This is a genomic window from Streptococcus sp. NLN64, from assembly GCF_015831295.1.
Classification (GTDB): Bacteria; Bacillota; Bacilli; order Lactobacillales; family Streptococcaceae; genus Streptococcus.
Genome location: NZ_JADXDQ010000074.1, coordinates 1 through 7715 on the forward strand (window position 1 = coordinate 1; position 7715 = coordinate 7715).

Annotated in this window: 7 protein-coding genes; all 7 read right to left on the minus strand. The window is 38.1% G+C overall.

The features are described 5' to 3' along the window. Nucleotides 1-317: 317 nt before the first annotated feature. Nucleotides 318-842, minus strand: coding sequence for a type II toxin-antitoxin system antitoxin SocA domain-containing protein (locus I2503_RS08640; protein ID WP_196967688.1), 525 nt, complete (start codon nucleotides 840-842; stop codon nucleotides 318-320). 192 nt (nucleotides 843-1034) lie between these two features. Then, the gene (locus I2503_RS08645) at nucleotides 1035-1973 is read right to left on the minus strand and encodes a sensor histidine kinase (protein ID WP_196967689.1); all 939 of its coding nucleotides are present in this window, start codon (nucleotides 1971-1973) and stop codon (nucleotides 1035-1037) included. Further along, complete coding sequence (locus tag I2503_RS08650) at nucleotides 1970-2635, minus strand: response regulator transcription factor (RefSeq protein WP_196967690.1); 666 nt, start codon at nucleotides 2633-2635, stop codon at nucleotides 1970-1972. The genes I2503_RS08645 and I2503_RS08650 overlap by 4 nt, the downstream gene beginning before the upstream one ends. A gap of 94 nt (nucleotides 2636-2729) precedes the next feature. After that, nucleotides 2730-4700: an ABC transporter permease gene (locus tag I2503_RS08655; protein ID WP_196967691.1), complete on the minus strand. Its 1971-nt coding sequence runs from the start codon at nucleotides 4698-4700 to the stop codon at nucleotides 2730-2732. After that, entirely contained in the window at nucleotides 4701-5453 is a 753-nt protein-coding gene (locus tag I2503_RS08660) for an ABC transporter ATP-binding protein (protein WP_196091085.1), read from the minus strand. Between the two features lie 256 nt (nucleotides 5454-5709). Beyond that, the gene (locus I2503_RS08665) at nucleotides 5710-7050 is read right to left on the minus strand and encodes a DUF438 domain-containing protein (protein WP_196967692.1); all 1341 of its coding nucleotides are present in this window, start codon (nucleotides 7048-7050) and stop codon (nucleotides 5710-5712) included. Continuing rightward, nucleotides 7043-7279, minus strand: a complete 237-nt coding sequence (locus tag I2503_RS08670; protein WP_196091087.1) for a DUF1858 domain-containing protein — start codon at nucleotides 7277-7279, stop codon at nucleotides 7043-7045. Before I2503_RS08670 ends, I2503_RS08665 begins: the two co-directional genes overlap by 8 nt. Nucleotides 7280-7715 lie beyond the last annotated feature (436 nt).

The window sequence follows — 7715 nt, forward strand, 5'->3', positions numbered from 1 at the left end:
TCGAATAAGAGGCTGTTTTGTAATTTTATTTTCACGCTCAAGGCGTATTCGAGTTATCTCATGACTCTTATTCATCCAGTTTTAGTTACAGGCTCGGCAAAGCCCTAATAAACTTACGGATTTGTATCGCTCATCTTTATTATATACCTGAACTAATTTTCCGTCATGAGTTAGCAGGCGAAGCCTGCTTGGAGTTTTAGTTATCAAAATAAAGAGCATCTATATAAACATCACCTTTATGTCTGCACAAAGAATTCAATTGAATTAAACAAACATCTAGTATTTCGCAATTACTTACAAGTTTATAATCTAAAAGACTATATTACTCGTAAAACTACTTCTCCTTCTTCAAATTCTTCAAACTCATCTAAATACATATCATACAGTGAGTCATAGACACGTACTTTCTCAGAATCTTTCCGAATATCATCTTTTGATATGATTTTATTCCCACTTTCTGAATCATTTAATCCTTCACGGCTATTTCTCCATGACATTTCTTCATGAGATAAATCTCTTAAATACCATGCATCATAATGCCCGTACTTATTGATGACACTTTCAATCACATATTTATCTGTAGCAGTTAAAGAACCATCATCGCCTGTATAAGGTTCATAGTTTTCTTCAAAGAAATAACGTAATTCAGGTAAGACTGGCCCGTGCTTCCAGCCTTGAAAATCGCTTGGAAATAGTTCATTTCCCACTAAAGCAAAACTTTCTCTTTGGGCAAAATACATTAACTTTTGTAACTTCAACTCCTGAGTTTCAAAGCGTGAATTTGAAATTTGTTCATAAGCATAGATTATATATCTTGCAACATCTATTGTTTTTGTCATCATTCTATAATCTCCTTATTGAATCATTAAACCAATTATAGCATAATTCAGTTATTTCTATCTTTTTCACTGAATTTTATCTCTTACCTTCTCATTTAATAAAAAAGATGAAAGTCTCCTAGGCAGTTTAATTAAATCTATTTTTAAAAATTATTAAATGAAAAACAGCATTAGTGATCACTATTTCATTCCCCTTTACTTCTTATACACCACTACCTGTGTTCCTTCATCTACCTGACTTCTAACCTCAATGTCCAATTCTAGTTGGTCGAGCACGCGCTTGGCTAGGTAGAGACCAAAGCCGCTGGCTTTTTGGTGTTCGCGGCCATTAAATCCGGTGAAGCCTTGGTCAAAGAGGCGGGGGATGTCTTCTGGCAGAATACCAATGCCCTGGTCGCTGATACGGACCCCCTTATCCAGTTGAATCTGGACGGATCCGCCTTCTTGGCTATACTTGATAGCGTTATCTAGGATTTGGGAGAGGGCGAAGGAAAGCCATTTTCGATCAGATTTAAGCTTACACTTGCCTTCTATACTAACAGCAATTTGTTTATGTAAAAAGTGGGTGCGGTATTTCTTTACTAAGTCAACCATGATTTGGCGCACTTCTACTTCTTCAAAGCGGAAATCACTACTCTGATTGCTGAGTTTTAGGTAGTTAAGGAGGTTGGCTTGGTAATTATCCAATCGTAAGAGCTGATTGTCCACGTCTTGTGGATCCAGTTTCTTCGTCTGACTCATTAATGAGAGGGCTGCAAGTGGCACCTTCATTTGATGAGACCATAACTTGACCACTGCTTGAAGATTTTCTTCCCTTTTCTTATAGGACAAGAGTTGCTGGCGGGCATCGTCCTTCTCCTTTTCAAGCAAAGATAAATAAGCACGGTCAATGGGCTTATTGAGAAGATAGAGGTCAGATTCATGAATTCCATCTTGTAAGGCTTTCATTCGATGAAAAAATTTCCAAAAAAGGCTTAGAATGAGAATAAGAAAGATAGTCCAGGATAAAAAGACAGATTGCAGAAAGAAGGCCCAGGGAAGTTGGTAAAGATAGAACAAAATCAGATAAGAGCTTGTCAGTAAAAAATAAGCAAGAAAGAATGTACGGTATTCTCGAAAAAAAGAGCCTATCATTTAACCAAGTACCCCACTCCCCGTACAGTATGAATCCGATCAAACCCCACTTCCGCTACCTTTTTCCGCAAACGGGTCATATTGACATTGAGGGTATTCTGGTCAATAAAATCTTCATTCTCCCATAAGTCCTTGAGCAATTCGTCCTTGCTGACAACCTGTCCCTGCCCCTTAAAGAGGGCTTTCAAAATCCGTGTTTCCGTTGGGGTTAGCTGTACCTGGTCTTGTCCTCGTCGCAAGCGCCCTTCCAAACTCAGATGAAAATCATCCACACTGAAGTCCTGAGCAGGTGCAAATTGATTCACCCGTCGTAAAAAAGCACCAATTTTGGCATCCAGAATTTCCAAAGAGAAGGGCTTGGTCACAAAATCATCACCGCCCATATTCATAGCCATCACCGCATTCATCTCGTCATCACTAGAGGATATAAAAATAATGGGCATGGTCATACTCTTACGAATCTCCGTGGTCCAGTAAAAGCCATTATAGTAGGGCAAACGAATATCCATCAAAATAATATCTGGCTGGATTTCTGCAACTTCTTGGCTCACTGCACGGAAATTCTGCACACTCATAACTTGGTAATTTTGACCTAAATGTTGTTTGAGAAGATTGACAATCAAGGCATCATCCTCAACAATGTATACGACACTTTGTTTCATAGTGACATTCTAACACCTTTTGTCAGAAAAATAAAAAGATAACCAGGAATTAACATAGGAAAAAGCCAGAGACAAAAATCTCTGACTTTTCAAATTATCGTTCAATAATATGGTAGTAGGTACGACTGGTCCACTTATAAATAATATAGTAGGTAATTGCCACCAAGATAAGGGTTACAGCACTAACAGTGTAAATCAGATTAGATGAATAAATCCCAAATTCAGCCAGCATTTGTCGAAGCATCACAGTTGAGACCAAAAAATGCAGAATCGCTATCGCTAAAGGTAAAAAGAAGAGGATAACAATTTGAGAATTAATGGTTTTCCTAACGGCTTCCTGGCTCATTCCAATTTCCTGTAAAATTTTATAGGATTTTTTATCCTCATGTCCTTCAGAGTATTGTTTGTAGTAGATAATTAAGGCAGCTCCCAGAATAAAACTCATTCCAATGAGAAATCCTGTGAAAAGAAAACCACCTGTGAAACCAATCATTAGATCTTGGTATTCTTGTTTCTGCATGATACTACCAAGAATGTCACCCTCCTTATTTTCGAATAGATAGCTATCACCATTAGCACTTGCAATTTGAGAGACCTGTTCAGATGAAAGATTTGTCAGAACTCGGTAAACGCTGTTAACTGGAAAGCCTGTTAGCTGGAGAGATTGGAAATAATTTTTAAAGGATTCTAAAACCGTATCATTGGCAACTACAAGGACTGCAGACTGAAAGGTATTCGCCACATCAGGAAACTGAGCTTTGGTTAGATTTTGAACAACCTCAAAATGTTGATCACCCAACCTCAATGCCTTTAGATTTGTTTTTTCATTCATTCGAACAAAGGCCAGTTGATTATCAGCTAGAGTCGGTAATTGGTTCCCTAATTTTCGAAAATCATCTTGGGTAACCAGGTAAGTAAAGAGAATTTCTGTTGGATTCAAATCCCCCATTGTTTCTGGATTAATTGTAACCGATTCTCCACCCTGATAGCGGATGGCAGTCTGAAAAGCCAAGTAAGATAGAGCATTCTTCTCAGTTTCGGGGAAAGAGTTTAAAACAGACTCACGATAGAGGTTCTCACCTTGCTCTCTTGTTTCCGCAAAATATTCTAAGGATGTGTCTGTTGGATAAAGATTATTTACAATTTCATTTGTTCCTGCATACAAAGAAGTCGTTGTCGCTATGGTTACAAAGGTCATAACTGCTAAAAGCGTAATATTGGCCAAGCCCATTGCATGTTGCTTCATTCGAAAAATCATTTGGGAAGTTGTAATGAAGTGCTCTGGTTGGTAAAAATATTGTTTATTCTTTCGACGTCTTTTTAAAAACCAAGTAATAAAACTCATATAGAAAAGATAGGTTCCAGCAATGACCAAAAGAACTGCGATAAAAAAGCGTAAAATAATCTCTACTCCACTCGCTTTGGATGAGAGAGAAAGATAGTAACCAAAACCAAGGCTTAACAAGGCTAGAACCGCAAAAAGACTATTTCCTCTAGGTTCTCTCTCCCCCTTCTCACTGGTTCTGAAAAGAACAAGAGGATTGGTTTTTCCAATTTGATAAATGGCTATAAACTCCAGAACTAGGAAAATTCCTGCAAAGATCAGTCCTGTAATGAACGAAGCTAAGGGACTCCCCGTAAAATTTAGTTCATGATAACCCACCAAATTAACAAAAAGAAGATAGAAGAGATTGGATACAATCGTCCCCAAGATGGATCCGGCAATCACTATCAACAAAAAAATAAAGAATAGTTCCAAACTAGCAATCAGCGAAACCTTTTTTTTATTCATTCCCAGCATATTGTAGAGACCAAATTCTCGCGTTCGTTGTTGCAACAGAAATTTAAAACTATAAATTTCCATATTTAAGGAGAAAATTGTTAGTACTACAATACCCAAAGATAAGGTTATGCCGCCACTTCCGAGGCTAGCAATCACGGGGCTGAGCATGAGGGAAAAAACTGCCGACATGATCGTAAAGAGGACAAGACTGGCTAATACAAATGGAGCAAAGATACGGGAGGACTTTTGAATATTCTGTAAGGCTAGTTTAACATAAAACATCTATTCACCTCCTAGCAAGCTAGACATTGCTAGCGAAATTTCTTTAGCAAAATCTTGATTTGTTTTTCCCACTTTATAAAGTTGATGGTATATCCGACCGTCTTTGATAAAGAGAACTCGATTGGCGTGACTAGCCGCATTGGCAGAATGGGTTACCATCAGTATTGTCTGACCAGAATGATTGATTTCTTCAAAAAGATGGAGTAAGTCTTCTGAATTTCGATAATCCAATGCTGCTGTCGGTTCATCCGCTAAAACCAGTTGTGGTTTGGTGATTAAACTACGAGCAATGGCAACACGCTGTTTCTGTCCACCAGATAATTCAAACGGACGTTTTTGCAATAAATCTTGAATACCCAGCTGGGGAGCTAACACTGCCAGGCTGCGTTCCATCTCCTGAAACGATTTACGAGCTAACACAAGTGGGAGAAAAATATTGTCCTGAATCGTTAAGGTATCCAAGAGGTTAAAGTCTTGAAAGACAAACCCTAGATTTCGAAGGCGAAAATCAGCTAATTTTCCCTCTTTAATTCTAGTAATATCTTGGCCATTTAAGATAACAGAACCTCTACTCGGTTTATCTAGGGTGGCCAAAATATTAAGAAGAGTTGTTTTACCAGATCCACTTTCCCCCATAATCGCAATAAACTCACCTTCTTCAACTTTAAAATCCACATCCTGGAGGGCGCGTGTTTCCTCTTTGGAAAAACGAGTCCGATAAACCTTTTCTAAATGATTGATTTCTAATAACATCTGTTTCCTTCTTTCTTTACTTTTTCTGTCTCTATTATAGAAAAATATCCCTACTACAAATCTTACAAGACTGGCTCCTAACTTACATTTTTGTAAGAAAAAAGAGGTTGGGACAAAAGTCTCAACCTACCTATTTTAGTTAGTGAACCCACTTTGACGCATTATAGAGGTGCCCAATAAGAATTGTTTATGACTCGCTAGACTAATGGGAGAAGACATATTGTTTGAATAGAGCAGCTTTGACTGTAGGGCTTAACTATTCTTCAGAAATATCTCGTTGCACTTCATTTTCTAATTCGAAAAAAGGTTGAATATTTTGAACATATTCTAAAACCCCCTGAAACTCTCCCTGCTGATCTCGGACGGCTTTATAAACAACATAAATAAAGGTTGCTTCATCCTTTTTAAACCACATTGGAACTTCGTCTCGCTGGCCTGTTCGAAGGAGGTCAATAATCGTTCGAACCTTCTCTACAATTTTTGGAGGGTGGCATAATTCAACGTGGCGTCCAACTTGGCTTGGCGTACGCTTAAACAACATTTCATCACTAGGATGACTGTCATTATAATACTGAAAGATATCATCTTTATTCACAAAACTTAGTTCTAATGGAAGATGGTTTAACAGCAAATTTGCCTGTTCAAGTGATAAGTACCCATGACCGAATGATTGGACTTGCTGTGTATCTACCAAAGTTTCCCTCATTTTTGGGGTAAACGAAATGGAGATTGTTCCTGCAGGTGTGTCAAGTTGGTACTGGGATGATGAATTTTCTGTCCCCTCTTCTGTTTCTGTGGCTGCTTCGAGAAATTCTTGGCGCTTGGGAATCCATTTGGCAGTTGGATGCACAATAGCATAGCCGTAAGCATCACTTTCATTTGCAATAGCAAGCCAATCGTCCTGTGAAAAGGTTTCTAGTAGGATCATTAATAAAATGGATTCCTCTTTGAAAATCATCTCTTCAAATTCAGACGCAAACTGATCAAAGGCTTGACGGATGGGTCCTATATCATCCCCATCTAGATGATACTGGTTAAGAAGGAGTTGGCTCTCTTTAAAGAGATTACGAATATCATCATCCACTCCCCACATCACTCTCGGAGGAGCATCATGTCCGTATCTCTCCATAATCGGAAAAAAGAGTTTTTCCTTACGAGTATAGTGGTATTCGAACTGAGATAGGAGCTTGAATTGTCTTTTTAAGCCTTGGAGCATCTGTGCGCTAATTTCCGGATCTAGGTCATGTTTCTCAAACTGATCAAACAAGCGTCGAATCCGTAGCAAGGCAGCCCGTAAAGCAAGATTTTCTTGCTTAAAAACAAAAACAGGATGTCCTTCTTGCTCACTATCAGCCACCTCAACATTCGCGATGGCCCCCTTGAAAAGATTAGCATGAACATTACACAATTTCATCACATCTTCAAAGGTAATACCTGTATCACTTCCCATGAGCTCGTGTTCCATCATCGAAATCTCAAGGGCTGAGACTCCTGTAAAATGTTCATTAAATAGATCTTGAACAGACTCTGGACTGGCTCCATGATGCAAGTCTATTAAGATTTGCTTTAGTAAATCAATTCGTGTCTGATTAGTCATCTAATCCTCCAATAACTGTATAACCATTCCATTCCAATTGCTCTTGAATGGATTTCAATGGAATCTTTGCCAATTTCGAACCTTGCTTCAAACTTGTGATCTTTCCAACGGTATTGAGCATTACTGGATTGGATAGTGGTGTGAACCCCAGTTCAATCAAGAGATCTTTCACTTCGGGATGCTTATCTAAAACTTCGGCTACTGGAATTGTCAAATCAATTGTATTCATAAGCCCTCTCCAATATGGTTATTTTTAGTAGCTCTATTCTACTATACTTTTTTTAGATTTTGTATTTCCAATTTCAAAAACTCAATTCATTTTTTACATAAATAAATTTCAATGAGGATTTGTTTTCAAATGCAAGTCTACATAATTCCCATTCTTGTAGTCATATTTCAAGTAAGTAGGTCTTCCTGTTTTGGGGTGCGGTAACTGATATACCCTTTTAGTTTATTTTTTATTACTGTGTTGGCTCATCTTGCCCTACTTATTTGAAACTTTATTCGAAAGTTGTATCGGCAAGCTCAAAATCTCCCCCAGAGATTTTTCTACCATTTGTCAACCATTTTTCTAAAAATAGGACAATTTATTTGGCAGATTGATGCCTGCTGAGCCTAGTTGTGAAGCAAAGAGAAGGGGATTTTGTGTCAAGGCCTTGAGCGTA